Source organism: Urbifossiella limnaea, from assembly GCF_007747215.1.
GTDB classification, from domain to species: domain Bacteria; phylum Planctomycetota; class Planctomycetia; order Gemmatales; family Gemmataceae; genus Urbifossiella; species Urbifossiella limnaea.
The window spans coordinates 7,057,623-7,080,894 of sequence record NZ_CP036273.1; the positions used below are offsets into that span (position 1 = coordinate 7,057,623).

The 23,272-nt window shown below is 70.9% G+C and carries 20 protein-coding genes and 1 pseudogene; 15 read left to right on the forward strand and 6 right to left on the reverse strand.

Annotated elements, in window-relative coordinates; genetic code table 11:
- Positions 1-60: 60 nt before the first annotated feature.
- Positions 61-318, reverse strand: a complete 258-nt coding sequence (locus tag ETAA1_RS28650; RefSeq protein WP_145244037.1) for a hypothetical protein — start codon at positions 316-318, stop codon at positions 61-63.
- Positions 319-567: 249 nt separating this feature from the next.
- On the opposite strand from ETAA1_RS28650, the gene ETAA1_RS28655 reads away from it, so the two are divergent.
- Positions 568-792: a hypothetical protein gene (locus ETAA1_RS28655; RefSeq protein WP_145244038.1), complete on the forward strand. Its 225-nt coding sequence runs from the start codon at positions 568-570 to the stop codon at positions 790-792.
- Here ETAA1_RS28655 and ETAA1_RS28660 read toward each other — a convergent pair.
- Together ETAA1_RS28660 and ETAA1_RS28665 are read right to left on the reverse strand one after the other, a co-directional pair.
- Positions 777-1,364, reverse strand: a pseudogene (locus ETAA1_RS28660) (class I SAM-dependent methyltransferase). The gene ETAA1_RS28655 and the pseudogene ETAA1_RS28660 overlap by 16 nt on opposite strands.
- Before the next feature lie 20 nt (positions 1,365-1,384).
- A complete protein-coding gene (locus ETAA1_RS28665; protein WP_145244039.1) occupies positions 1,385-1,978 on the reverse strand; it encodes a DUF2760 domain-containing protein in 594 nt (197 codons plus the stop codon).
- A gap of 180 nt (positions 1,979-2,158) precedes the next feature.
- On the opposite strand from ETAA1_RS28665, the gene ETAA1_RS28670 reads away from it, so the two are divergent.
- From ETAA1_RS28670 to ETAA1_RS28705, 8 genes are read left to right on the forward strand one after another with little or no spacing between them, the layout of a single operon-like run.
- Positions 2,159-2,995, forward strand: a complete 837-nt coding sequence (locus ETAA1_RS28670) for an SDR family NAD(P)-dependent oxidoreductase (protein ID WP_145244040.1) — start codon at positions 2,159-2,161, stop codon at positions 2,993-2,995.
- Positions 2,996-3,008: 13 nt separating this feature from the next.
- Positions 3,009-3,644: a DUF4303 domain-containing protein gene (locus ETAA1_RS28675; protein WP_145244041.1), complete on the forward strand. Its 636-nt coding sequence runs from the start codon at positions 3,009-3,011 to the stop codon at positions 3,642-3,644.
- Positions 3,641-3,841: a type II toxin-antitoxin system HicB family antitoxin gene (locus ETAA1_RS28680; protein WP_145244042.1), complete on the forward strand. Its 201-nt coding sequence runs from the start codon at positions 3,641-3,643 to the stop codon at positions 3,839-3,841. Before ETAA1_RS28675 ends, ETAA1_RS28680 begins: the two co-directional genes overlap by 4 nt.
- A 34-nt stretch (positions 3,842-3,875) precedes the next feature.
- Positions 3,876-5,879 carry an asparagine synthase (glutamine-hydrolyzing) gene (gene asnB, locus ETAA1_RS28685; protein ID WP_145244043.1) on the forward strand — a complete coding sequence of 668 codons (2,004 nt, stop codon included), beginning with the start codon at positions 3,876-3,878 and terminating at the stop codon, positions 5,877-5,879.
- 26 nt (positions 5,880-5,905) lie between these two features.
- On the forward strand, positions 5,906-7,048 hold the full coding sequence (locus tag ETAA1_RS28690; RefSeq protein ID WP_145244044.1) for an ABC transporter permease: 1,143 nt from the start codon (positions 5,906-5,908) through the stop codon (positions 7,046-7,048).
- A 36-nt stretch (positions 7,049-7,084) separates the two neighbouring features.
- Positions 7,085-7,813 carry an ABC transporter ATP-binding protein gene (locus tag ETAA1_RS28695; protein ID WP_145244045.1) on the forward strand — a complete coding sequence of 243 codons (729 nt, stop codon included), beginning with the start codon at positions 7,085-7,087 and terminating at the stop codon, positions 7,811-7,813.
- A 37-nt stretch (positions 7,814-7,850) separates the two neighbouring features.
- A complete protein-coding gene (locus ETAA1_RS28700) occupies positions 7,851-8,996 on the forward strand; it encodes an HlyD family secretion protein (RefSeq protein ID WP_145244046.1) in 1,146 nt (381 codons plus the stop codon).
- 32 nt (positions 8,997-9,028) lie between these two features.
- On the forward strand, positions 9,029-9,931 hold the full coding sequence (locus tag ETAA1_RS28705) for a phytoene/squalene synthase family protein (protein ID WP_145244047.1): 903 nt from the start codon (positions 9,029-9,031) through the stop codon (positions 9,929-9,931).
- Positions 9,932-9,941: 10 nt separating this feature from the next.
- Here the strand turns inward: ETAA1_RS28705 and ETAA1_RS28710 are convergent, their stop codons facing one another.
- Positions 9,942-10,718 carry a methyltransferase domain-containing protein gene (locus tag ETAA1_RS28710; protein WP_145244048.1) on the reverse strand — a complete coding sequence of 259 codons (777 nt, stop codon included), beginning with the start codon at positions 10,716-10,718 and terminating at the stop codon, positions 9,942-9,944.
- Between the two features lie 95 nt (positions 10,719-10,813).
- On the opposite strand from ETAA1_RS28710, the gene ETAA1_RS28715 reads away from it, so the two are divergent.
- From ETAA1_RS28715 to ETAA1_RS28725, 3 genes are all read left to right on the forward strand, one after another.
- Positions 10,814-12,142, forward strand: coding sequence for a nucleotide sugar dehydrogenase (locus ETAA1_RS28715; protein ID WP_145244049.1), 1,329 nt, complete (start codon positions 10,814-10,816; stop codon positions 12,140-12,142).
- 253 nt (positions 12,143-12,395) lie between these two features.
- Complete coding sequence (locus ETAA1_RS28720; protein ID WP_145244050.1) at positions 12,396-13,550, forward strand: hypothetical protein; 1,155 nt, start codon at positions 12,396-12,398, stop codon at positions 13,548-13,550.
- A 166-nt stretch (positions 13,551-13,716) separates the two neighbouring features.
- Positions 13,717-15,069 (forward strand): carbohydrate porin, encoded by a 1,353-nt coding sequence (locus ETAA1_RS28725; RefSeq protein WP_145244051.1) that lies wholly within the window; start codon positions 13,717-13,719, stop codon positions 15,067-15,069.
- A gap of 51 nt (positions 15,070-15,120) precedes the next feature.
- Here ETAA1_RS28725 and ETAA1_RS28730 read toward each other — a convergent pair whose 3' ends face one another.
- Together ETAA1_RS28730 and ETAA1_RS32515 are read right to left on the reverse strand one after the other, a co-directional pair.
- The gene (locus ETAA1_RS28730) at positions 15,121-17,511 is read right to left on the reverse strand and encodes an arylsulfatase (protein ID WP_145244052.1); all 2,391 of its coding nucleotides are present in this window, start codon (positions 17,509-17,511) and stop codon (positions 15,121-15,123) included.
- Positions 17,512-17,543: 32 nt separating this feature from the next.
- Positions 17,544-17,720: a hypothetical protein gene (locus ETAA1_RS32515; protein ID WP_202920487.1), complete on the reverse strand. Its 177-nt coding sequence runs from the start codon at positions 17,718-17,720 to the stop codon at positions 17,544-17,546.
- A gap of 292 nt (positions 17,721-18,012) precedes the next feature.
- On the opposite strand from ETAA1_RS32515, the gene ETAA1_RS32520 reads away from it, so the two are divergent.
- From ETAA1_RS32520 to ETAA1_RS28740, 3 genes are all read left to right on the forward strand, one after another.
- Positions 18,013-18,177, forward strand: a complete 165-nt coding sequence (locus ETAA1_RS32520; protein ID WP_202920488.1) for a hypothetical protein — start codon at positions 18,013-18,015, stop codon at positions 18,175-18,177.
- Positions 18,178-18,278: 101 nt separating this feature from the next.
- On the forward strand, positions 18,279-20,204 hold the full coding sequence (locus ETAA1_RS28735; RefSeq protein WP_145244053.1) for a primary-amine oxidase: 1,926 nt from the start codon (positions 18,279-18,281) through the stop codon (positions 20,202-20,204).
- Between the two features lie 262 nt (positions 20,205-20,466).
- Complete coding sequence (locus ETAA1_RS28740; protein ID WP_145244054.1) at positions 20,467-23,214, forward strand: M16 family metallopeptidase; 2,748 nt, start codon at positions 20,467-20,469, stop codon at positions 23,212-23,214.
- The last annotated feature ends 58 nt before the right edge of the window (positions 23,215-23,272 follow it).

Below are 23,272 nucleotides of genomic sequence, written 5' to 3' on the forward strand. Positions count from 1 at the left end.
CGGGCCTGACTACACTCCGGCTATCCGTTGCAGACACCGGGGCTGACTCGCACGACCGGGCTAACCTGCACGGGTCGTGTTGGTACGGGCGACCGGGACCAGGTCCAGCCACACCACCGGCGGGTGGCGGTCGGCGGCGGCGATCAGCACCTCTTCCGGGGGCTGGTCGCCGCGACCGACGCGCACCCGCTGGCCGGGGTGCAACCCGAGCCGGTCCCAGTCGTCCAGCCCGAGCCGGAGCCGGCAGGCGCCGCCGCGGTCGGTCCAGTACCCGTACACCACCGACCCGTTCACCGCCACCGGCCCCGTCCCGTCCATCGCCGCCTCCCGGTTGAACCCGGCGGATAGGGTGGCAACCGGTCGGCCGGTGTGCAATGTCGGAAGGGCCGCCGCTGCGGCACCGGGCCGTGCCTCCCCCCTACCACCGGCACAGGCCGGGCGGGTGGGCGCGACGGGACGGAGGATCCGTCAGGAACTGCAACATCGGAGTGGCTCGGTTCTGTTCATCCCGCAGGATTGTTTGGACTTCCGCGAAATTCACGTCACCGCCTCGGAGGGGCATCGTCCATGGCCACGATCAGTCTCGGCGAAAGCCGCTGGCGGATGCTCCGCCGCGTGCTCAAGAAAAAGCGCTTCCGGTACGAAGACGCCCGCAACATGACCCGGCACGACCAGGCCCACTTCGACTGGCTGCTGGACCACGGCTTCTTCGCCGCAAACGGCGACAGCACGTTCAACATCACCGACACCGGCCGCGACGCGGCCGACCTCGGGTTCTACGAGATCCCGTGAACGGGGCGGCGCATGACCAGCCCCCAGTGCCACGAACAGCAGCACAGGCTCTCGCGCCGCTCGAACCGTAGCCCGGCCGCCTCGCCCCAGACCCGGCATTGCTCCGCCGTCGGACGGATCGGTGCCGGCGGCCCGCGTGGCGTCTCCACGTCCGCCCGCCAGTGGATCATGCCCGCCGCTCCCCCGGGCGCGAGCACTCGGGCAGCCTCCCGGAGCAACCCGACCGGCTCTTCGACGTGGAGGATGTTGAACAGCATCGCGTACCCGACCGACCCGTCCGGGAGGCCGCTACCGTCGGCGAGGAAGTCGCGTACCACGGCGGTCACGTTCGTCAGCCCGGCAGCCCGAGCCTTGTGGTCCGTGGCGGCGACCATGCCCGGCTCGATGTCCAGGGCAACGACGCGGCCGGTCACTGCCCGCGCGGCCGGCAGGGTGAACGTGCCGTACCCGCAGCCGAACTCGACCACGTCACCGCACGGACCCGTGCAGCCGAGGCGGTCGACGATTCAACCCGGGTTGAAGAACGAGGCCCAGTGGCCCTCGTCCGGCATTCCGCTCTCGCGCCCTTTCATTCCCGGCCCCCGTTAGCGCGCTACGCCACCTGCACCTCGGCCGGCTGGAGGACGAACTCGTCCGCCCCGGCCGGCGGCGGCGCCACCTTCAACTCGCGCACCTTCCAGCCCGGGTGGTTGATCGACCCGGTGAACGGCGGCGACCCCGCCACGTTCCCCACCACCCGCACCGCCGACGGGTCGAACCCGGCCGCCACGGTGGTCGTGTCCCCCTCGTTGCCCGGCAGGATCGTCTCGATCACGGCGTGCCGCCGCAGCGCGTCCCCGGCCTTCTTGTGGACCTCGCGCACGGCCTGGCCGACCTGCTCGTCCGACGCCGCGGCAATGTCTTCGAGCAGGAAGTCCACCAGCCGCGCCTCGGCCTGGAGGACGGCGAGCATCCGCAGTGGGGCGCCGGACGGCTTCGGCGGCGCCGGCGGGGCGGCCGGCTTCGGGGCGGCGCCGCCTTCGAGAGCGGTCAGCCTGGCGTTGAACGCCGGGTCCGCGTGGGCCCGGCCGGCGACGGCGAGGCCGCGGAGGCCGTTGCCGAGGCTCCCGGCGCGGGCCGTCAGCACCACGAACCCCAGAAACATCACCAGCCCGGCCCCCAGCGCGGCCCCGATCGCGTACTCCATCGTTCCCTCACATCCGGTGACGGTCGGTCGTTCAGGTAAGGTACGGAAGCCCGGCCGACTGCGCCGGTCGCACCGGCAGGCAGGGCCGGCGGGGCGGCCGCGGCGGTTGGTGCGGCGGGGCGGTTCTTCTAGAATTGCCGGATACGACCGGGCGGGGCAACCGACGGGAGATGTGAGCCGATGCGGCGGGACGTTCGGGGGCGGGTGGTGCTGGTCACCGGGGCGTCCCGCGGGATCGGCAAGCGGCTGGCCGGCAAACTCGCCCGGCTCGGGGCGAAGCTCGCGCTCACCGCCCGCTCCGCCGACGACCTCGCCAAGCTCGCCGCCGAGCTGCGGGCCGCCGGCGCCGAGGCCGAGACGTTCCCCGCCGACCTGACGAGCGCCGCCGACCGGCAGCGGCTCGTGGACGCGGTGGCGGCGCGATTCGGCGCGCTGGACGTGCTCGTAAACTGCGCCGGCGTTTGCAGCTTCGGCGAGTTCGGCACGTCGTCGGAGGACATCGCCCGCAAAGTGCTGGAGGTGAACTTCTTCGCCCCGACCGAGCTGACCCGGCTGTGCGTGCCGCTGCTGACGGCGAGTTACGAGGCGGGCTGGCGGCCGGCGGTGGTGAACGTGGCGAGCATCTGCGGCCGGTCGGGCATCCCGTCGATGTCCGAGCACTGCGCCAGCAAGCACGCCTTCGTGGCGATGACGGAAGCGTTCCGCGGCGAGTTCCAGCGGTTCGGCATCGACGCCCTGCTGGTGCTGCCGGGGCTGGTCCGCAGCGACGACCTGAACCGCCACCTGCTGCGGAACGAGGGGAAGATTTACCTCGACTTCGAGGGGGCGCAGCCGTCCGACGAGGTGGCCGACGGGGTGCTGAAGACGCTGCTGCGGAACCGGACGGAGGCGGCGGTGGGGTTCGTGTCGTGGTGGGTGTGGTTCGGCAAGCGGGCGTTCCCGCGGGTGGTGCGGTTCGTGATGCAGCGGAAGGTGTGGCGGTTCGCGCGGCGGGAGCGGAAGGCGGGCGCTACATAGACCGGGGTCCGCGATGAAGGAAGACCTACTTGCCGCGATCCGGGACTCTCTCGCATCAGGGGCAAAGACCTTCCTGGCCGAGTTCCGGGCGGCGTGGCCGAATGAGACAATGTACTCGTTCCTGTTCGAGTTGCCCCCGGAGGGTAGCTACGCTTGTGCGGCAGCGGCCACGGAAGAAGGGCTTACCCGGGTGGTGAAGAAGTACGCCGCGAAGGGATATGCGGCCGGGCTGAAAGACGCGACAGCGGCGCTCCAAAAGTGGCTCCGATGGGCTGGTCCCGAAGACGGTTGGTTTCAGGGTCTGAACTCGGACGCCTTCGTGCCGACTAGCAAGCTGTTGGACGAAGCGTTCGCGGCGGAGTGGATCAAGCCGTTCGACGGGCAGCTTGAATCACTTGCCCAGTCAGCACTCCGACATCTCGACACCGAGGGCGTGTTCGGGACTGGTGAGGGCCGTGAAGCTGTTGTGCTCGGTGTGTGCAACATCGGCGGTGACAATAGCGACGAGGATTTCTTCGCCTGGGCCGAAGAAGTGAACCCGCCGACGGTGATGCAACGGCTGCGGCGAGAGGTTTTGGAGAGTCGCTCGATGAGTGACCGGATACCTTCGCCGGGCTGGAAGCCTCCGACAAGTGGAGGCGGAGCATGACCGACGTACCGCGCTACCGGATCGAGGCGGACTGGAGCGAGCAGGACGGTGCGTACATCGCCGAGGTGCCCGAACTCGCCGGGTGCATGGCCGACGGCGCGACCCGGCAGGAGGCCATCGCCGCGGCTGAAGTCGTAATCGCCGAGTGGATCGAGACGGCGAAGGAGCTTGGCCGGCCGGTTCCAACTGTCCACTGATCACTGCACACTGTCCACTACGAGACGACGCCTGATGTGCGGAATCGCGGGGATGATCGACCTGGGCGGCAAGCGGGCAGCCCCGCACGGCGCCGTCGCGGCCATGGCCCGGGCGCTGTACCACCGCGGCCCCGACGAGGACGGCTTTCTCAGCGAACCCGGCCTCGAACTCGCCAACACCCGGCTCTCCATCATCGGCCTCGCCGACGGTCGCCAGCCGATCAGCAACGAGGACGGCAGCGTCTGGACCGTCTTCAACGGCGAGTTCTTCGACTACCCCGAGAAGCGGCAGGCGCTGGAGGCGAAGGGCCACCGCTTCCGCACGCACACCGACACCGAGATCATCCCGCACCTGTGGGAAGACCACCGGCACGGCCTCTTCGAGCACCTCAAGGGCCAGTTCGCGGTCTGCGTGTGGGACAAGAAGACGAACGAGGTGGTGCTCGGCCGCGACCGCTCGGGCATCTGCCCGCTGTTCACCGCCGTGCGCCGGCACGACGGCACCGACTGGCTCCTGTTCGCATCGGAAGCGAAGGCGCTGTTCGCGTCCGGGCTCGTGCAGCCGAAGGCCGACTGGCGCGGGCTCAACCACGTCTTCACCTTCTTCGCGCTCCCCGGCCCCGTCACCGTCTTCGACGGCGTCACGATCCTGCAACCGGGGCACTACCTCCACCTGAAGCTCGGCAACTGCACCCCCGCCGAGGCCGAGAAGCAGACGCACTACTGGCGCGTCAGCTACCCCGACCACGGCCAGGAGGAGTACGGCGCCGACGAGAAGAAGACGGTGGACGGCTTCGAGGAGGTGCTGCTGGCGGCGGTCAACCGCCGGCTGCGGGCCGACGTGCCGGTCGTGTCGTACCTCAGCGGCGGCGTGGACTCGTCGCTCGTGGTGGCGATGGCGAACAAGGTGCTCGGCCGGCCCATCCCCACGTTCACCATCTCGATCCAGGGCGAGGGGCTGAACGAGGAGAACGAGGCGCTGCACGTCGCCCGCCACCTCGGCTGCACGCCGTTCGTCGTGAAGTCCGGCCACGCCGACCTGCGGGCGCGCTACCCCGAGCTGATCGGCGCCGCGGAAATCCCCGTGGTCGATACGTCGTGCCTGGCGCTGCTGCAACTGGCGCGCTCGGTTCACGAGCAGGGCTACAAGGTGGCCCTCACCGGCGAGGGGGCCGACGAGTGGCTCGGCGGCTACTCGTGGTTCAAGGTCAACAAGCTGATCGGCTTCCTCGACCGCACGCCGGTGTTCCCCGTCGGCGGGGCGCTGCGGACGCTGTTCCTCAAGGCCACCGGCCAGCCGAACTTCCCGTTCTCGAACTACAAGAAGACGCTGGCGAAGATCGGCGGCCCGAACGGCTGGCTCGACCTGTACGGGATGATGAGCCTGAACAAGCTCCGCTTCTTCACGCCGGAGCTGCGCGAGAAGGCGCTGACCACCTCGCCGTGGGACGAGATCAACCTCCACCCCGACCTGACGCGGTGGCACCCGTTCAACCGCCAGATGTACCTCGGCAGCCGCATCATGCTGCCGGGGCACCTGCTGTCGTCGAAGGGCGACCGGGTGGCGATGCACTCGTCGGTCGAAACCCGATACGCCTTCCTCGACGAGGACGTGATCGGGTACATGAGTAAGCTCCACCCGCGCTGGAAGCTGCGCGGCGTGATGAAGGACAAGTTCGTGGAGCGGAAGGTCGCGGAGCGGTGGCTCCCGGCGGACGTGGCGTGGCGGCGGAAGATGATGTTCCGCGCCCCGATGGACAGCTGGAGCGCCGTGGACGGCGCCGGCGGCTGGATCGAGCAGGTGCTGTCGGCCGACAGTTTGAAGAAGGCCGGCTACTTCGACCTGGCTGCCGTCGCCGCGGCGCGGGCGAAGCTGCCGACGATGCGCCGCGGCATCGCCCGCACCGGGTTAGAGATGGGCCTGACCGCCGTCACCGCGACGCAGGTGTGGCACCACCTGTACCTCGGGGGCGGGCTGTGTGACTTGCCGACCCGTGTGGCGAACCCCGGGAGCCCGGGCCTCGCGGCCGCGGGCTGACCTCTGACCTCTGGCCTCTGCCCGCTATGTCCTACGCCCTCCTCACCCTCTGGCACGAGCGGCAACGGTACGTGTCCGGCGTGTTCGCCGTCACGTTCTCGGCGATGCTCATCGCGCTGCAGTGCGGGCTGCTCCTCGGGCTGTTCAAGATCACGTCCATCCCCATCGACCACGCCACGCCGGAGCTGCGCGACCGGGTCATCTGGGTCGGCTCGACCGGCGCCCCGAGTGTGGACCTCGGCAAGCCGATCCCGGTCGCGTTCCTGTCGCGCCTCGCCGGCCGCGAGGGGGTGTCGGCCCCGGAGCTGTACATCGCCAACTTCGGCAACTTCACCAAGCCCGTCGGCGGCACCGAACTCTGCTTCCTGCTCGGCACCCGCCTCGACGACGACGCGCTGGCCCCCGCCGACGTGCTGACGCCGGAGCTGCGGGCCGCCCTGTCCGAGCCGTTCACCATCGTCGTGGACCAGTCCGACGTGGCCCGGCTGAAGCTCGACAGCCCCGAGGGGAAGCCGAAGATCAACGGCAAGGAAGTCCGGGTGGTGGGCGTGGTGACGGGGCTGCGGAGCCTGGCGGCGCCGTGGGTGTTCTGCAGCACGCACACCGCCCGCCAGCTGATGGGGCCGCTCCTGCCGCCGGACCACACGACGTACCTGCTGGCCCGCGCCGACACGCCCGAGCGCGCCCGCGAGGTGGTCGCCGAGCTGCGGGCGGCACACTCCGAGGACATGACCGCCTACGTCGCCCAGGACTTCTCGTACTCCAGCCGCGAGTACTGGCTGCTCCGCACGAAGGCCGGCGTGGCGATCGGGTACGCGGCGCTGCTCGGCCTCGTGGTCGGCGCCGTCATCACCTACCAGACGCTGAAGACGGCCACCGAGGCGAGCGCCCGCGAGTTCGCCATCCTGCTGGCCCTCGGCATCCCGCGCTGGCGGATCCAGCTGATGGTGCTGCAACAGTCGTTCTGGGTGGCGGTGATCGGCATGGGGCTCGCCTACCCGATCTGCGTGGCGCTGCGCGGGGTGGCCCGCATGGGCGGGGCCGACGTGGACCTGCGCTGGGAGGTGCTGGCCGGCACCGCGGCCGTGACGACGCTCATGTGCGCCGTCGCGGGCATCCTGGCGCTGCGCGGGGTGCGCAAGATCGAGCCGATGTCGCTGCTCCGGTAGCGATTTTGTTCTACCGTACTCTGTCCTCCGGGAACGATGCCCGCCATCGCCACCACGCCGACCCTGAAGGGCGTCCGCCTCACCCGCACCTACGGCGACGGGGCCAAGCGCCGGGCCGCGCTGCAGCACGTGTCGCTCGACCTGTTCCCCGGCCAGATCGCGCTGCTGATGGGGCCGAGCGGCAGCGGCAAGTCCACGCTCCTCGCCGTGCTCTCCGGCCTGCTCGAACCGGACGAGGGCCAGGTGCTCGCGGACGACGGCGGCGAGCTGCGCGACGTGTGGGCGATGACGCAAAAGCAGCGCGAGGAGTACCGTCTCCGCACCACCGGGTTCGTGTTCCAGGGGTTCAACCTGTTCCCGGCGCTCAACGCCCGGCAGCAGCTGGAGATCGTCCTGAACTGGGGCGGCTACGCCCACGGCGGCGAGGCCCGGCGGCAGGCCGACGACATGCTCGACCGCCTCGGCCTGACGCCGAACCGGCACAAGAAGCCGGCGCAGCTGTCCGGCGGCGAGAAGCAGCGGGTGGCGATCGGCCGGGCGCTGGTGAAGAACCCGAGCTTCGTCTTCGCCGACGAGCCGACCAGCGCCCTGGACTGGGAGAACGGCCAGAAGGTGATGGAGCTCTTGCGCGACGGCGCCCACGAGCGCGGGGCCAGCATCCTGGTCGTGAGCCACGACCATCGATTGCTGCCGTACGTGGACGTATATTACCATTTGGAAGACGGCCACCTCGAAGAACGGCCGTTGACCCCGCCCGGGCACTGACGCCCGCCGCCCGCCGCCCACTGGGGAGGACCGTGCCATGACCCGGCTTCGCATGATGCGCCCGCTGCTGCTGACGGCGGCGGTGGTGGTCGTCGTCGGCAGCCTGTTGGGCGCCCGGCTGCTCGGGCCGGGCGGCGGCGGGGGCACCGACTCGTCCGTCAAGTCGCCGGCGCCCCCGGCCGCGAAGGACACCATCGGCACCGTCGTCATCGGCGACGCCGACAGCGACCCGCCGCCGGCCCGGTACGGGCTGCCGCCGGTGTTGCAGTCCGGGCAGGTGGCCGAGGTGTTCGTGAAGCAGGGCGACACCGTCAAGGTGGGCGAAAAGCTGTACAAGTTCGACTCCCGCCCGCTGGAGCGGAAGCTGGCCGAGGCGGAGGCGGCGGTGGGCACCGCCCGGGCCAAGTTGGCCGAGGCTCAGGGCGAGGCCGACCTCCACGCCACGTACGTCGTCCTCGCCGAGCAGGACGTGAAGGCCGCGCAGCGGAGCGTCGAACTCGCGTTCCAGGCGCGGCAGGTCGCGGAGTGGAACAAGAAGGACTCCTACAGCCGGCAGGGCATCGAGGCCGCGAGGTGGCCCGAGCTGCTGAAGAACGACGCCGACCTGTTCAAGCTGTACACCGACCACGCCAAGACCGAGATCGCGAGTGAACTAGCGAAGGCCAAACTCGGTGCGGTGAAGTCCGCCCAGGACAAGAAGTTGGCGAAGGTGGTGGCGGTGGCCGAGGCGGTGGTGAAGCAGGCCGAGTCGAACGTCGAGGAGGCCAAGTCGGCGGTCGACATGTGCACCGTGACCGCCCGCCGCGACGGCACCGTGGAGCGCGTGTCGGTCAGCCCCGGGGACGTGATGGGAATCAGCTCGGTGGTGCCGGCGCTGGTGCTCATTCCATCCGGGCCGCGGGTGGTGCGGGCGCGGGTGGAGGCCGAGTTCGCGTCGAAGATCGGCCCGAACCAGATCGGCCGGCAGGTCACGATCCAGGACTTCACCGACCCGAAGGTGACGTGGCAGGGGAAGGTCCGCGGCCTCGGCGGCAGCTTCCTGCCGCGCCGCGCCAACGAGGGCGCCATCGTGACGAACGAGACGCGCTCGCTGGAGGTGGTGGTGGAGGTTCTCGACGCCGCCCCGCCGGGCAAGCCGCCGCTGCGGGTCGGGCAGCAGGTGCGCGTCACGTTCGCCCCCTGAGCGGGGAATGACCAATAACCAATGACCCACCAATGACCAAGGACGGAACCGGGCGGTCTTCCTTGGTCGTTGGTGGGTCATTGGTCCTTGGTCATTCCGCGTCCTACGCGCACTGCCGCGCCCTCACCCGCGCCGCGAAGAGCTCCTTCCCCCTCGCCTTCCGCCTGCTGCCCCCGCCGAAGCGGCGCGCGATGGACGCCCTGTACGCCTTCATGCGCGTGTCCGACGACCTGGCCGACGGCCCCGGCGCCGACGCCGCGGCGCTCGCCGCCTGGCGCGCGGCACTCACCGCCGCGCTCGCCGGCCGGTACTCGCACCCCGTCCACCCGGCGCTGCACCACGCCGTCGAGCGCTACGCGATCCCGCCGCGGTTCCTGTACGACGTGCTCGACGGCGTCGCGGCCGACGTGGAGCCGGTGCGCGTCGGCACGTTCGCGGAGCTGTACCCGTACTGCTACCGGGTGGCGTCGGCGGTGGGGCTGGCGTGCGTCCGCGTGTGGGGCCTGCGGCCCGGCGCGACGTGGGCGGAGGCCGACACGCCGGCCGAGGCCGCGGGGATCGCGTTCCAGCTCACGAACATCCTCCGCGACGTGGGCGAGGACGCCGCCCGCGGCCGCGTCTACCTCCCGGCCGACGAGCTGGCGGCGTTCGGCGTCGACCCGCGGGCGTGGTCGTCGCGGGCGCCGGCGTTCGTGGCGATGATGCGCTTCCAGGCGGCGCGGGCGCGGGCGTACTACGCCGCGGCGGAAGGGTTGAACCGCTACCTCACGCCGGACGGCCGGGCGATCTACGGGCTGATGTGCGCCACGTACCGCGGCCTGCTGGACGAGATCGAGCGGCGCGGGTTCGACGTGTTCGCCGGCCGGGCGCGACTGCCGCGGTGGCGGAAGGCGGCGGCCCTGCTGGCGGCGTGGCCGGCGAGCATGGGATGGTGACAGTGGGCTGTCACCCGGCGCGGTGCGCGACGACGAACAGCCGCGGGAACGGGAGCAGCACGCGCCCGTCGACCTGCGGCGGGTACGCGACGGCGAGCCGGTCCGTGAGCACCCTCTCGAAGTGGCCCCGCGTCGCGTCGTCGGGGAGCGCCGCGAGGATCGGCCGCAGCCGGGTGGCGCGGAGCCACGTCACGATCGCGTGGGCGTCGGCCAGCACGTGCGCGTACTCCGTCTCCCACACGTCGAGCCGCGCCGCCGACTCGCACAGCGCGTCGTAGTAGAAGCCGGGCTCGTGACAGACCGCCGAGTCGTACCCCAGGGTGTGTGCGGCCCACTCGGGCAGCGCCGCCACGTCGTGAACGAGCAGGTGGAGCGGCGAGCGGAGGTGCGCCACCGGCAGCTGCACCGCGAGCGTCCCGCCGGGGGCGACGGCCGCGAACCAGCGCCGCAGCACGGCCGCGTGGTCGGGGAGCCACTGGAGCGCGGCGTTCGAGAAGACCACGTCGTACGACCTGTCCGCGGTCCACGCGGCCGCGTCGGCGTCCACCCAGGTCACGCCGCTGTCGGTGGCGCGGGCGGCGGCGAGCATCGCGGGGTCGTTGTCGAGGCCGGTCACGTCCGCCGCCGGCCAGCGGGCGCGGAGCAGGGCCGTGCTGTTGCCGGCGCCGCAGCCGAGGTCGACCACCCGGGCCGGCTCCGACAGCCCGACGCGGGCCAACAGGTCCGCCGCGGCGCGGGTTCGCTCGCCGCCGAACCTCAAGTACAACTCGGGGTTCCAGGTCGCCATGCCGGCATTCTAGCCCGCCGCAGGTCGCGGTTGACACGCCGCCGCCCTTCGTGCCACCATGGCCCCCGTCGCCTCACCCACGGACGGGAACCGGCATGACCGACGCCGCCACCACGCTCATCGACAAGATTCGGCACCGCACCGCCCGGGTCGGCATCATCGGCCTCGGGTACGTCGGCCTGCCGCTGGCCCGGGCCTTCGCGCGCACCGGGTTCCGCGTCCTCGGCTTCGACATCGACCCGCACAAGGTCGCCAAGCTGAACGCCGGCAAGTCGTACATCAAACAGTTCCCCGACGCCACCATCGCCGGCATGCGCGAGAAGGGCTTCGAGGCCACCGACCGGTTCGACCGGCTGGGCGAAGCGGACGCGGTGCTCATCTGCGTCCCCACGCCGCTCACGGACGCGCGCGAGCCCGACTTGCGCTACGTCGAGGAGTCGGCCCACGCCGTCGCCGCGCAGCTGCGGCCGGGGCAGCTCGTCGTCCTTGAGAGCACCACCTACCCGACCACCACCCGCGGCGTCGTGCTGCCGATCCTGGAGCGCACCGGCCTCGAACCCGGCAAGGACTTCCTGCTGGCGTTCAGCCCGGAGCGCGAGGACCCGGGGAACGCGACGTTCTCGGTCAACAACATCCCCAAGGTGGTCGGGGGGCTCGACGCCGGCAGCGGCGACGCCGCGTGCGCGCTCTACTCGGCGGTGGTGCCGCAGGTGGTCCGCGTCAACAGCCCGGAGACAGCCGAGGCGTGCAAGATCCTGGAGAACACGTACCGCGCCGTGAACATCGCGCTGGTGAACGAGCTGAAGGTGCTCTACGACCGCATGGGCATCGACGTGTGGGAGGTGATCGACGCCGCGAAGACGAAGCCGTTCGGCTTCCAGGCGTTCTACCCCGGGCCGGGCCTCGGCGGGCACTGCATCCCGGTGGACCCGTTCTACCTGACGTGGGTGGCCCGCAAGTACGGCTGCAACACGCGGTTCATCGAGCTGGCCGGCGAGGTGAACACCGGGATGCCGGCGTTCGTCGTGACGAAGCTCGCCGACGCGCTCAACGACGCCGGCAAGGCGGTGAAGGGGAGCAAGGTGGCGATGCTCGGCGTGGCGTACAAGAAGGACGTGGACGACCCGCGCGAGAGCCCGTCGTTCGAGCTGCTGGACAAGCTCATCGGCAAGGGCGCGAAGGTGACGTACAACGACCCGCACGTTCCGGAGCTGCCGCGGATGCGGCACTGGCCGCAGCTGCCGGCGATGGCGAGTCAGGCGATCACGCCGGAATACCTGGCGGCGCAGGACGCGGTGCTGATCGCCACCGACCACACGGCCTACGACTACGATCAGATCGTGCGGCACAGCCGGCTGGTGATCGACACCCGCAACGCCACGCGGAACGTGCGCGACGGGCGTGACAAGGTGGTGCGGGCGTAGCCCCGGCAGAGTGCGACTTCGGCTTTCGTCAAACTCGTTAGGCCGGGGCGCGAGCCCCGTCGGGTTCCCAAAACCCGACGGGGCTCGCGCCCCGGCCTAACGGTTGATCACCCCGGTCCGCCGCCCCCCGCCAACCGTCCGGTACGCAGCGGTCGAACTCTCGGGTAGACTGAACGGACGCCCGCCGGGCTGACGGGGGAGTCTGATGTCAGGAGCGCGACGCTGTCGGTGCGGGGAACGACTCCCGTCCGCGGTGGGCACGTTCGTTTGCCGGGAGTGCGGCCGCACCCACGCCCGCCGCTCGGCCGGTCCCGTGCTGGTGCTGGCCGGGCTGTGCGCCCTCTCGGCCGCCGGCGGCGCCGCCACCGCCCTCTTCGTCCGCCCGCGCCCGACCGAACCCGTCGCCGCATTCGAACCCGTCGCTGTGACGCCGCCCGCCCGCCCGTCGGCCCGTGCGCCCGAATCGGTCACTCCTCCCCCGCGGCCGGTTGACCGGCCCCCGACACCCGCCGCCGCCCCACCGCCGGCAGCACCGCCGGTGCAAGCGCCTACCGGCGTCCTGGCTCCTGCGGTCGTGGGGCGCTACCGGGTCGGCGAGGCGTTCGACCAGGAGGTGACCCTGTCGCGGCGGTCGGTGCTGCACGTCCTCGGGTCCGGCGCCCCGCGCGCCGCCGAGTACACCTTTACCTCGCGCCTCACCGTCACGGCCGTCGGGCCCGACGGGACTCTCGCCGTCCGGCAGCGGGTGGAGGCGGCGCGACTCGTCACCGCCGACCCGGCCGTCCGCGGCGAGTTGGAAGCCGCCCTGCGGGCGGCGCGCGGGACGACGTTCGATTTGACCGTCGGCCCGACCGGCGAGGTGACCGGCTTGAAGGGGCTGGCGGACCCGCTGCGGGTGGCGGAGGCCAACGACCCGCGCGGCGACCAGACCTTCCGCGTGTGGTCGCTTCTCGACGCCGACGGGTGGAAGGAATTGGCGGGCCTCACGTTCTTCCAGCCGGGCCGGCCGCTCGCCGCCGGCGCGACGTGGGCCCGCCCGTTCGCCCACAGTTGGGGGCCGCTCGGCAGTTGGGCCGGGCGGACCCGCTACACCGCCGTCGGGCCGCGCGACGGCGCGGAGCGCGTCGAGTACGCCCACGAGTTGACGTACCGGCCGCCGACCGCCGCCGGCGGGCTGCCGTTTCGCGTCCTCCGCGGTGACTTCCGGGTGGACGCCGCCGGCGGCTCGATCCGGTACGACGCGGCGCGCGGCCGGGTGGCGGCCGCCGAGGAGTCGTTCCGCGTGCGTGGGGCGCTGGCCGTGTCGGTCGGCGGCGTCGAGGCCACGGCCGGCGTCGAGGAGGCACAACACTTCCGACTCGTCATCCGGCCGCCCGGCGACCGGCAGCTCGACGGCGGCCGTCGATAGGGGTGCGCGCCGCAATACCGGTGTATCCCACAGCCCTTACCCAACTTTCGGAATCCCACCGCGACGCATCCGCGATCGGGTCAGCCCCCGACCCACGCCATCCGATCAGGTCATACGGCCCGCGTGTCCCCGAGCGCCTCAGGCGGACAGCATCCGGGGGAAGGCCATGCCACCCAGACCGTTCGAAACGCTCCTCTCAGCCGCGCTGTTTCTGGCGGGCGGTTCGGTCGCATGCGGGCAGGAACCGGCGGCGGTCGCGGCACCCGTCGCCGAGGCGGTTTCGACCGCCGACCCCGTGCCGCCAAACCCCTACAGCGGTGACCTCCTCACCCGGCTGCGCGCCACCGGCGATTGGTGGGGGCACCGCTCGGCGCTCGCCGACAGCGGGCTGACGTTCGACCTCTTCGCCACGCAGTTCTACCAGGGGGTCGCGAGCGGCGGGCGCGAGCAGCAGTTCGAATTCGGCGGGAAGCTCGACTACCTGTTCAACCTCGACACCGGCAAGCTCGGGTGGTGGCAGGGCGGGTTCCTGAACCTCCACGCCGAGACCCGGTACGGCCGGTCGGTGAACGCCCTCGACGGGCTCCTCACCCCGTCCAACATCCCGCTCAGCTTCCCCGAGCCCGAGGGCTCGATCAGCTCGATCACCGGGCTCAAGCTCACCCAGGCGCTGAGCGAGGAGGTGGTCGTGTTCGCCGGGAAGATCAACACGCTCGACGAGTACGGCTTCCGGTACGCCCCCGGGCTCGGCACGAACCGCCCCGGGCTGGAAGGGTTCATGAACACCTCGCTGGTGTTCAACCCGATCGTCGGCCGGACCGTGCCGTACTCGGCGGCAGGCGTCGGCGGTGCGGTCCTCAAGGACGGCGAGCCGCTGTTCGCCGTCACCGTGTTCGACCCGGAGGAGCGGTCCACGAAGGGGCTCGAAGACCTGTTCGTCCGCGGCGTCACCGTCGTCACCGACCTGACGCTTGACGTGAAGCCGCTCGGCCGGCCGGGGCGGTACAACTTCGGCGGCACCTACAGCAACTCACAATACCGCTCCTTCGACCCGGCCGCGTACCTCCGCATCCCGCCCGCCCTCGTCCGCGACGAGGCCGCGTCGCCGAAGGAAACTGGGTCGTGGTCGGTGTACGCGAACTTCTTCCAGTCGGTGTGGGTGGACGCGGCGGACGAGAAGCGGCACTGGGGCGTGTTCGGGCAGTTCGGCGTCGCCGACGGGAACCCGAACCCGGTGCGGTTCGTGGCTAACGGCGGCGTGGGCGGGCGGAGCATGATCCCCGGGCGGACCTACGACACGTTCGGCGTGGGGTACTTCTACCTCGGGCTGAGCGACAACTTCAAGGCGCTGGCCGGCCCGCTCCTGCCGCAGCGCGACGAGTACGGGGTCGAGGTCTTCTACAACCTCGCGGTGACGCCGTGGGCGCGGTTCACGACCGACCTCCAGGTCGCCCGCCCGAGCACCGTCGGGCTCGACACTGCGATCATCCCGGGCTTCCGCTTCCAGCTCCTGTTCTGACGCCCGTGGGGGTCCGCGTGCGGGTCGCCCCGCACGCGGGCGCCGGGGCGGCTACGGCTTCGGCTCGATCGTCACCCGCTCGATCCGGCCGGTGTAGCGGAACGGCAGGCGGTAAGTGAAGTCCACGGCCGAGCCCGTGTCCATCCCCACGTCGATCCCCTCGCCGAGCGACAGCGAGAGCGGGATCGTCCGCGGCAGCTGTCCCTCGCCGACCTTCTTGCCGTTGGCCGTCAGCGTCACCGTCGCGCCCTTCCCGCGCTCGCCGGCCTTCCCCTCGTAGGTGAGGTTCATCGCCAGCGCCACGTTCCCCCGCGGCAGTTCCTCGGACGTGATCGTGAACCGCTCGGTGGCGAGCATGTTGTACACGAAGTGGGCCTTCCCCTCGCGCAGGTACAGGCCGTACCCGCCGGTCAGCCCGCCCTGCGTCAGCACCATTCCCTCGGCCCCCTTCTCGGGGACCTCGATGTCCGCGGTCACGGAGAACGACTTGTTCAGCACCGGCGGGCACGCGCCGTCAGGCAGGGCGATCTGGCCGGGGTAGTACACGTACTTGTCGCGCTTCCCGGCGAGGTTCGGGCGGCCCTGCAACTCGCCGTTGAGCCGCTCCACGCCGCGCCAGTCGAGTGGCAGAACCTTGTACCGCTCCGCCTCTTGCCAGAACCGGCCTTCGAGCTCCCGCACTTTCTCCGGGTGCTTCGCCGCCAGGTCGGTCGCCTGCGAGAAGTCCTGCTCCAGGTTGTACAGCTCCCACTTGGCCGTGAACGGGTCGAAGGCGCCGCGGATCGGGCTCCACGGCACGAAGCTGCGGCTCGACGCCATCCACCCGTCGTGGTAGATGCCGCGGTTCACGAACATCTCGAAGTACTGCGTCCGCCGCGTCGCCGGGGCGTTCTTGTCGGCGAACGTGCCGAGGAAGCTCGCCCCCTCGATCGGCTGCTGGGCGATGCCGTTCAGCATCGTCGGCGGGGTGATGCCGATCGCCTCGTACAGCGTCGGCACGATGTCGATGACGTGCAGGAACTGGGTGCGGAGGCCGCCGCGGTCGCGGATGCGGCCCGGCCACGACACGATCATCGGGTTGCGGGTGCCGCCGAGGTGGCTGGCCACCTGCTTGGTCCACTGGAACGGGGTCGACATGGCGTGCGCCCACGCGGCCGGGAAGTGGTTGAACCACCGCGGCCCGCCGAGTTCGTCGAGGTGGGGGAGGGCGGCCTGCCACCGCTCCGGGAAGCCGTTGAAGAACAAGTTCTCGTTCAGGCTCCCCTCGAGCCCGCCCTCGGCGCTGGCGCCGTTGTCGCCGACGACGTAGAGGAAGATGGTGTTGTCGCCGCCGGGCATCTTCTTCACCTCGTCGATGACGCGGCCCATGTGGTGATCGACGTGGGCCGCGAACCCGGCGAACACCTCCATCATGCGGGCGTAGACGCGCTTCTGGTCGGGGGCCAGCGTGTCCCACGCCGGCAACCCCTCGCTGCGGGCGGTGAGCTGCGTGCCCGGCGGGACGACGCCGAGCTTGATCTGCCGCGCGAGGGTCGCCTCGCGGTAGGCGTCCCAGCCCTGGTCGAACTGCCCGCGGAACTTGTCGATCCACTCCTTCGGGGCGTGGTGCGGGGCGTGGTTCGCCCCCGGCGCGACGTACAGGAAGAACGGCTTGTCCGGCGAGATGCTCGTGGACCGCCGCACCCACTGGATGGCCTTGTCAGCGAGGTCCTCGGTCAGGTGGTAGTTCGGGTCGGTGCTCGCCGGCACGAGGTTACGGTTCTCGAACAGGGTCGGGTTCCACTGGTTCATGTCGCCGGCGTTAAACCCGTAGAAGTAGTCGAACCCGAGGCCGTTGGCCCAGCGGTCGAACGGCCCGATCGCGCTCGTCTCCCAGGTCGGCGTGTTGTGGTTCTTGCCGAGCCACGCGGTCATGTACCCGTTCTGCCGGAGCACCTCGCCGATCGACCCGCAGCTGCGCGGCAGCACGCAGGTGTAGCCGTCGTACCCGGTCGCGGCCTCGGTGATGCACCCGAACGTCGCCGAGTGGTGGTTGCGGCCGGTGATGAGCGCCGCCCGCGTCGGGCTGCACAGCGCGGTCGTGTGGAACCGGGTGTACCGCAGCCCCTCGGCGGCGAGCCGGTCGAGGGTCGGCGACGGGACGCCGCCGCCGAACGTTGAGTACTGCCCGAAGCCGGTGTCGTCGAGGAGGATGAGCACGACGTTCGGCGCCCCCTTCGGCGCCTTCACCGGCTGCGGGAACTGCGGCGGGTCGGAGTCCTTGTAGGTCTTGCCGACCTTCCCCTTGAACTGGAAATCGGGCCGCGGGAGCACCTTCGGGGTACCGCCGGTCGGGGGCGGCTCCTGGGCGAGCGCCGTCCCGAGCCGGCCGGCGGCGGTGAACCAGCCGGCCGCGCCACTCGCCGCGAACAGCGCGGCGGCAATCAGGCATCGAGAGAGCATGCGGATCCTCCCTTGCAGCAGGTCAACGGGGTCTATGGGTCTGGTCGCGGGCGACGCCCCGGCCGCGGCGTCGGGTTCGACCAGGCGGGCTGGTCGATGCGGACCAGCCGCGTCTGCGCGGTTCGATTTCCGCCCGCGCGGGCGAGGTTGGCGTCGCTGGCGTCCAGGCGGCTGAGGTTGAGTCGCACTCGCAGGTTCCGGCGGGGCACGCCGCGGCTCCGGTCGCGGACCGTCGATTGGGGAAAAACTGTCCGATTCGCCCGGCACCACTGTCATACCCGATCACATCGTCGGTGTCGCCGGCGCTGTGATGAAATGCCTTGCCAGAGGGTGAGTTCAGATCACCGCGCCGGACAAGCTGACCGCGGGCGCGGGGCCAGGCTGTGCTTCAGCACCCACGCCACCCGGGTCGAGAACCCGAGCATCTGCGGCGCGGTCATCAGTACCCGCTCGTTCGCTCAGGTAAGCGGCGCGACCCGTTCGACGGTGAGGCCGGTCAGCGTGCTCTCCCCGGAGATCGTCGGGTACCGCCGGACCGCCACGCGCGTCGGTAAGGTCATCTGGCGGGAGTGGCAGGTGGACTTCAACCACCTCTCCCTCAACGCCCGGCTCGCCCGACGCGTCAGCACACCCCCTGAACCCGCAGGCGAGTACCCCGCACGGTGATCGAGGGCCGAGGAGCGGCGGGAAAACCAGTGGCACGAGTGGGGGAAGGGGTGCGAAGATGACTCGCCAGGGAACGCCTCGTCACCACCAGGAACCGACCCGTGACCGACCACGCCCGCCATCCCCTGGAACCGCTCAGCGCCGCGGAGGTGCAGCAAACCGTGCGATTGCTCCGGACCGACGGCAAAGTCACCCCGACGACGCGGGTCGTGTCGGTCAGCCTGAAGGAGCCGTCGAAGGAACTGGTCCACGGCTTCACCGGCCGCGAGGCGGTCCGGCGCGAGGCCTTCGCCGTGCTGTTCGACAACGCCACCAACGCCTGTCACGAGGCCACCGTCTGCCTCACACGGAGCCAGGTGCTCGCGGTCCGGCACGTGCCCGGCGTCCAGCCGACCATGACCATCGACGAGCAGATCGAGTGCGAACACGCGGTGCTGGCCAGCGCGGAGTTCAAGGCCGCGCTCAAGGCGCACTACGGCGTCGAGGACACCCGGCTGGTCATGGTCGACATCTGGAGTGCGGGCAACTACGGCAGCGAGGAGGACCGCACCCGCCGGCTGGCCCGCCCCCTCTGCTTCCTCCGTGAGGACCCCACCGACAACGGCTACGTCCGGCCGATCGAGGGGCTCCGGCCGGTCGTCGATCTGAACACCATGACGGTCCTCCGCGTCGAGGAGCACGGCCACTGGCCGCTCCCCCCGGGGAGTGGCAACTACGCCGCCGACCGCGTGGGCCGCCTCCGCACGGACATCAAGAAGCTGGAGATCACCCAGCCGGAGGGGCCGAGCTTCGAGGTCGAGGGCCACAGCGTCCGCTGGCAGAAGTGGCGGTTCGTGATCGGGTTCAACGCCCGCGAGGGGCTGACGCTCCACCACCTCCGCTACGACGACGACGGCCGGGAGCGCTCCGTCCTGTACCGCGCGTCGCTCACCGAGATGGTCGTCCCGTACGGGGACCCGGGCCCGACGCAGCGGCGGAAGAACGCCTTCGACGTGGGCGAGTACGGCATGGGCGCCTGCGCCAACAGCCTGGAGCTGGGCTGCGACTGCCTCGGCCTGATCCGCTACTTCGACGCGCACCTCTGCGACAGCCGGGGGAAGCCGCTCACCATCAAGAACGCGGTCTGCATGCACGAGGAGGACTACGGCATCCTCTGGAAGCACACCGACCGCCGCCTCCCGGACGCGCCCGAGGTCCGGCGGTCGCGCCGGCTGGTGGTCTCGTCGGTGTCCACCGTCGAGAACTACGAGTACGGCTTCTTCTGGTACCTCTACCAGGACGGCAGCATCCAGTTCGAAATCAAGCTGACGGGCATCCTCTCGCTCGGGGCGTTTCCCCCGGGCGAGAAGCCGAAGTACGGCAACCTGGTCGCCCCGCAGCTGTACGCCCCGAACCACCAGCACTTCTTCAACATGCGCCTCGACTTCGACCTCGACGGCACGGCCAACACGGTCCAGCAACACGACGTGGTGGCCGACGCGATCGACGACGAGAACCCGTTCGAGAACGCCTTCCACACGCGGGTGACGCCGCTCACGTCCGAGAAGCAGGCGCGCGGGCACCTGAACCTGGAGACGGCCCGGACGTGGAAGGTGGTCAACCCGACCGTGACCAACGCCGTGGGCGAGCCGGTCGGCTACAAGCTCTTACCCGGCGACAATTCGTTCCCGTTCGCCTCGCCGAACGCGTGGTGGCGGAAGCGGGCGGGCTTCGTGAACCACCACGTCTGGGTGACACCGTACCACGAGGACGAGAAGTACGGGGCCGGCGACTACCCCAACCAGAGCGCCGGCGGCGACGGCCTGGCGCGCTGGACCGAGCGGGACCGGCCGATCGAGAACACCGACGTCGTGCTGTGGTACACCTTCGGGCACACTCACATCCCGCGGCCCGAGGACTACCCGGTGATGCCGACGGCCTACATCGGCTTCGTGCTCAAGCCGAACGGGTTCTTCGCCCGGAACCCGGCGAACGACGTCCCGCCCTCCTCGAAGCCGAGTACCGCGGCCGGATCGTGCTGCCACTGATCCCGGCCGGCGGGTCATTCACGGTGGCGCAGTCCGGTCGTTCGGGGCCGCGGTCGTCGGCAGGTGGAAGGCGTAGTCGGCGTAGCGGTCCTTGAGGTGCTGGTGTAGGCGGGGCCGGGGCCGGCCCCGTTGGAGCCGGCGCCCCCGCGCCGGGGCGGGCTCGCGGGTGGCGGGTGGCATTGCGTCCGACTACCCTGTCCTGCGGGGCACGCCCCGCCACCTCTCCGCGTCCCGACTCGCACCCACGCTGCAGGGGGTTCTGATGCGCCGCGCCGGCCTCGTCTGTTTGCTCCTCGTCCTGGCCGCGCCCCCCGCACCGGCCCAGGAGAAGGTCGCGTCCGTCGAGGGCGTGACCGAGTACCGGCTCGCCAACGGCGCCCGCGTGCTCCTCTACCCCGAGCCGTCGCGGCCGACCGTCACCGTGAACATGACCGTGCTCGTCGGCAGCCGCCACGAGGGGTACGGCGAGAGCGGCATGGCCCACCTGTTGGAGCACATGGTGTTCAAGGGGACGCCGCGGTTCCCGAACGTGCCGAAGGAGCTGCGCGACCACGGCGCCAGCTTCAACGGCACCACCAACGTGGACCGCACCAACTACTTCGAGACGCTCCCGGCGACCGACGAGAACCTCGACTTCGCCATCCACCTGGAGTCCGACCGGCTCGTGAACAGCTTCGTGAAGCGGGAAGACCTGGTGAGCGAGTTCACGGTCGTGCGGAACGAGTTCGAGCGCGGCGAGAACAGCCCGGCGGGCGTGCTCGGGCAGCGCGTCCACGCCGCCGCCTACGAGTGGCACAACTACGGCAAGTCCACCATCGGCAACCGCTCCGACATCGAGCGCGTGCCGATCGACAACCTGCAGGCCTTCTACAAGAAGTACTACCAGCCCGACAACTGCGTGCTCATCGTCGCCGGCAAGTTCGACGAGCCGAAGGCGCTGGCGCTCTGCCAAAAGTACCTCGGGTCGATCCCCAGGCCCGAACGCAAGCTCGACGCGACGTACACCGAGGAGCCGCCGCAGGACGGCGAGCGCACGGTCGTGCTGCGCCGCGTCGGCACCGTCGGGGCGGTCGCGGCGGCGTACCACATCCCGAGCGCGTCGCACCCCGACTGGGCGCCGCTGAGCCTGATGGCCGGCATCATCTCGCAGTCGCCGAACGGCCGGCTCCACAAGGCGCTCGTCGAGAGCAAGCTCACCACCGGCGCGTTCGCCCGCGCCGACAACGCCCACGACCCCGGTCTGTTCTTCGCGTCCGCCCAGACCGAGGCGGCGCAGCTCGACGCCGCCCGCGACACGCTCCTGAAGGTGCTCGAGTCGCTCGGCGACGTGCCGTTCACCGCCGACGAGGTGGAGAAGGCGAAGCTCCGCAGCAAGCGCAACTCCGAAGGCCTGCCGGCGAACGCCTCCGGGATGGCGATGGCGCTCAGCTCGGCGTCGGCGCTCGGCGACTGGCGGCTGCTGTTCGTGCAGCGCGACCGCCTCGCGGCCGTCACCGTGGACGACGTGAACCGCGTGGCGAAGACGTACTTCCCGAAGCACAACCGCACGGTCGGCGTGTTCATCCCCGAGACGGAGCCGAAGCGCCTCGCGGTGCCGGCCGCGCCGCCGATCGCCACCATCGTGAAGGACTTCAAGGGCGGCGCCACCGTCGCCGCCGGGGAGGCGTTCGACCCCACGCCCGCGAACCTCGACGCCCGCGTGAAGGTGATCGAGGACGGCGGCTTCAAGGCCGGGCTCCTGGCGAAGAAGAACCGCGGCGAGACGGTGTCGCTGGTGCTGACGCTGCACTACGGCAACGAGGACTCGCTGAAGGGGCAGGAGGCCGCGGCCGGGATGCTGCCGCGATTGATGGCGGCCGGTACCAAGAAGCACGACCGGCAGGCGCTGCGCGAGGAGATGGAGTCGCTCGGCGTGCGTATCTCAACAGGCGGCGGCGGGGGCGGCGGCGGGAAGGGTGGCAAGGGCGGCGGCGGCGCCCCCGGCGTGCCCGGCCAGCTCACGTTCTCCGTCGAGGCGAAGCGCGACACGCTCCCGAAGGCGATCGACCTGCTCGGCGAAATCCTCCGCGAGCCGGCGTTCCCGGCCGACGAGTTCGAGACGATGAAGCGCGCCGGCCGCGCCGCGCTGGCGGGCTCGGCCGGCGACCCGGCGACGCTCGCCAACAACAAGCTCGCCCGCGCCCTGTCGTCGTACCCGAAGGGCGACGTGCGCTACGTCCCCACGCTGGAGGAGAGTTTGGCCCGCGCCGACGCCCTGACGCTGGCGCAGGTGCGCACCCTGTACGAGACGCAGGTCGGCGCGAGCCAGGTCGAGCTGGCCGTGGTCGGCGACTTCGACCCGGACGCGGCCGTCGCCAAGGTGCGGGGCGTGCTGCGCGAGTGGGAGTCGAAGGTGCCGGTGCGGCGGATCGCCCGCGACGCGCCGGCGGCGCGGCCGGGGTCGAAGGAGGACATCCTGACGCCGGACCGGGCGAACGCGGTGTTCCTGGCGGCGGTGGCGTTCCCGGCGAAGGAGGGCGACGCCGACTACGCGGCGATGCGGCTCGGCAACTTCATCCTCGGCGGCGGCACGCTCTCGTCGCGGCTCGGCGACCGCATCCGCCAGAAGGAGGGGCTGTCGTACGGCGTCACGTCGGCGTTCACCGCGTCGGCGCGCGACCCGGTGGCGAGCCTGACGATCAACGCCATCACGAACCCGCAGAACATCGACAAGGTGGAGAAGGCCGCGGTCGAGGAACTGACCAAGTTCCTGACCGACGGCCCGACGTCGGAGGAGTTGGCTGGCGCGCAGCGGGCGTTCCTGGAGGCGGCGAAGGTGGGCCGGACCGGCGACGCAGCCATCGCCGGGCAGATCGCGTCGAACCTGAGTCTGGGACGGACGTTCGCCCACGTCGCCGAGGCCGAGAAGAAGATCGCCGAGCTGACGCCGCAGGCGATCACCGCGGCGTTCCGCCGGCACGTCGATCCGGCGCGGCTGGTCATCATCCGCGCCGGCGACTTCAAGAAGTGAGCGGCGGGTAACGGGGGAAAGGCGGTGGCGGAGCAGGCCGGCGCCCCGCTCGCCGGGG

What these genes read in the sequence shown, in the direction of transcription:
- ETAA1_RS28650 (WP_145244037.1), bottom strand. Translation starts at nt 318, where the DNA reads ATGGACGGGACGGGGCCGGTGGCGGTGAACGGGTCGGTGGTGTACGGG.
- ETAA1_RS28655 (WP_145244038.1), top strand. Translation starts at nt 568, where the DNA reads ATGGCCACGATCAGTCTCGGCGAAAGCCGCTGGCGGATGCTCCGCCGC.
- ETAA1_RS28665 (WP_145244039.1), bottom strand. Translation starts at nt 1,978, where the DNA reads ATGGAGTACGCGATCGGGGCCGCGCTGGGGGCCGGGCTGGTGATGTTT.
- ETAA1_RS28670 (WP_145244040.1), top strand. Translation starts at nt 2,159, where the DNA reads ATGCGGCGGGACGTTCGGGGGCGGGTGGTGCTGGTCACCGGGGCGTCC.
- ETAA1_RS28675 (WP_145244041.1), top strand. Translation starts at nt 3,009, where the DNA reads ATGAAGGAAGACCTACTTGCCGCGATCCGGGACTCTCTCGCATCAGGG.
- ETAA1_RS28680 (WP_145244042.1), top strand. Translation starts at nt 3,641, where the DNA reads ATGACCGACGTACCGCGCTACCGGATCGAGGCGGACTGGAGCGAGCAG.
- asnB (WP_145244043.1), top strand. Translation starts at nt 3,876, where the DNA reads ATGTGCGGAATCGCGGGGATGATCGACCTGGGCGGCAAGCGGGCAGCC.
- ETAA1_RS28690 (WP_145244044.1), top strand. Translation starts at nt 5,906, where the DNA reads ATGTCCTACGCCCTCCTCACCCTCTGGCACGAGCGGCAACGGTACGTG.
- ETAA1_RS28695 (WP_145244045.1), top strand. Translation starts at nt 7,085, where the DNA reads ATGCCCGCCATCGCCACCACGCCGACCCTGAAGGGCGTCCGCCTCACC.
- ETAA1_RS28700 (WP_145244046.1), top strand. Translation starts at nt 7,851, where the DNA reads ATGACCCGGCTTCGCATGATGCGCCCGCTGCTGCTGACGGCGGCGGTG.
- ETAA1_RS28705 (WP_145244047.1), top strand. Translation starts at nt 9,029, where the DNA reads ATGACCAAGGACGGAACCGGGCGGTCTTCCTTGGTCGTTGGTGGGTCA.
- ETAA1_RS28710 (WP_145244048.1), bottom strand. Translation starts at nt 10,718, where the DNA reads ATGGCGACCTGGAACCCCGAGTTGTACTTGAGGTTCGGCGGCGAGCGA.
- ETAA1_RS28715 (WP_145244049.1), top strand. Translation starts at nt 10,814, where the DNA reads ATGACCGACGCCGCCACCACGCTCATCGACAAGATTCGGCACCGCACC.
- ETAA1_RS28725 (WP_145244051.1), top strand. Translation starts at nt 13,717, where the DNA reads ATGCCACCCAGACCGTTCGAAACGCTCCTCTCAGCCGCGCTGTTTCTG.
- ETAA1_RS28730 (WP_145244052.1), bottom strand. Translation starts at nt 17,511, where the DNA reads ATGCTCTCTCGATGCCTGATTGCCGCCGCGCTGTTCGCGGCGAGTGGC.
- ETAA1_RS28740 (WP_145244054.1), top strand. Translation starts at nt 20,467, where the DNA reads ATGCGCCGCGCCGGCCTCGTCTGTTTGCTCCTCGTCCTGGCCGCGCCC.